Source organism: Paraburkholderia sp. BR10954 (assembly GCF_040965775.1).
GTDB lineage: Bacteria > Pseudomonadota > Gammaproteobacteria > Burkholderiales > Burkholderiaceae > Paraburkholderia > Paraburkholderia youngii.
This window is the reverse complement of record NZ_JBFRCK010000343.1, coordinates 1-250: the sequence shown is the minus strand read 5'-3', so window position 1 is coordinate 250 and position 250 is coordinate 1. Positions and strand designations below refer to the sequence as shown.

1 pseudogene is annotated in these 250 nt (G+C 57.2%); it reads right to left on the bottom strand.

Annotation, left to right across the window (positions count from 1 at the left end):
- A pseudogene (locus AB4Y34_RS42495) lies at positions 1-250 on the bottom strand (DDE-type integrase/transposase/recombinase); the annotation flags it as partial.

Below are 250 nucleotides of genomic sequence, written 5' to 3'. Positions count from 1 at the left end.
ATGTGCATGATTTCGATGCCACCCAGGAGAATGCGGGCGCAACGAAATTTCTTGAACCCGAGCATCGGGCGGGTCCGGCGCTTGATCGCCCGGTGGTCCTGCTCGACGATGTTATTCAGATACTTTTCTGGCGGACCTTGATCGGCAGATTCCGCCTGGCGTTGATCGCCTGCAAGGCAGCCAGATTCGATCCGCTCTTATCGAGCGTCACGGTCTCGGGCTCGCCATTCTGGTCGATTGCCTTTTCGAA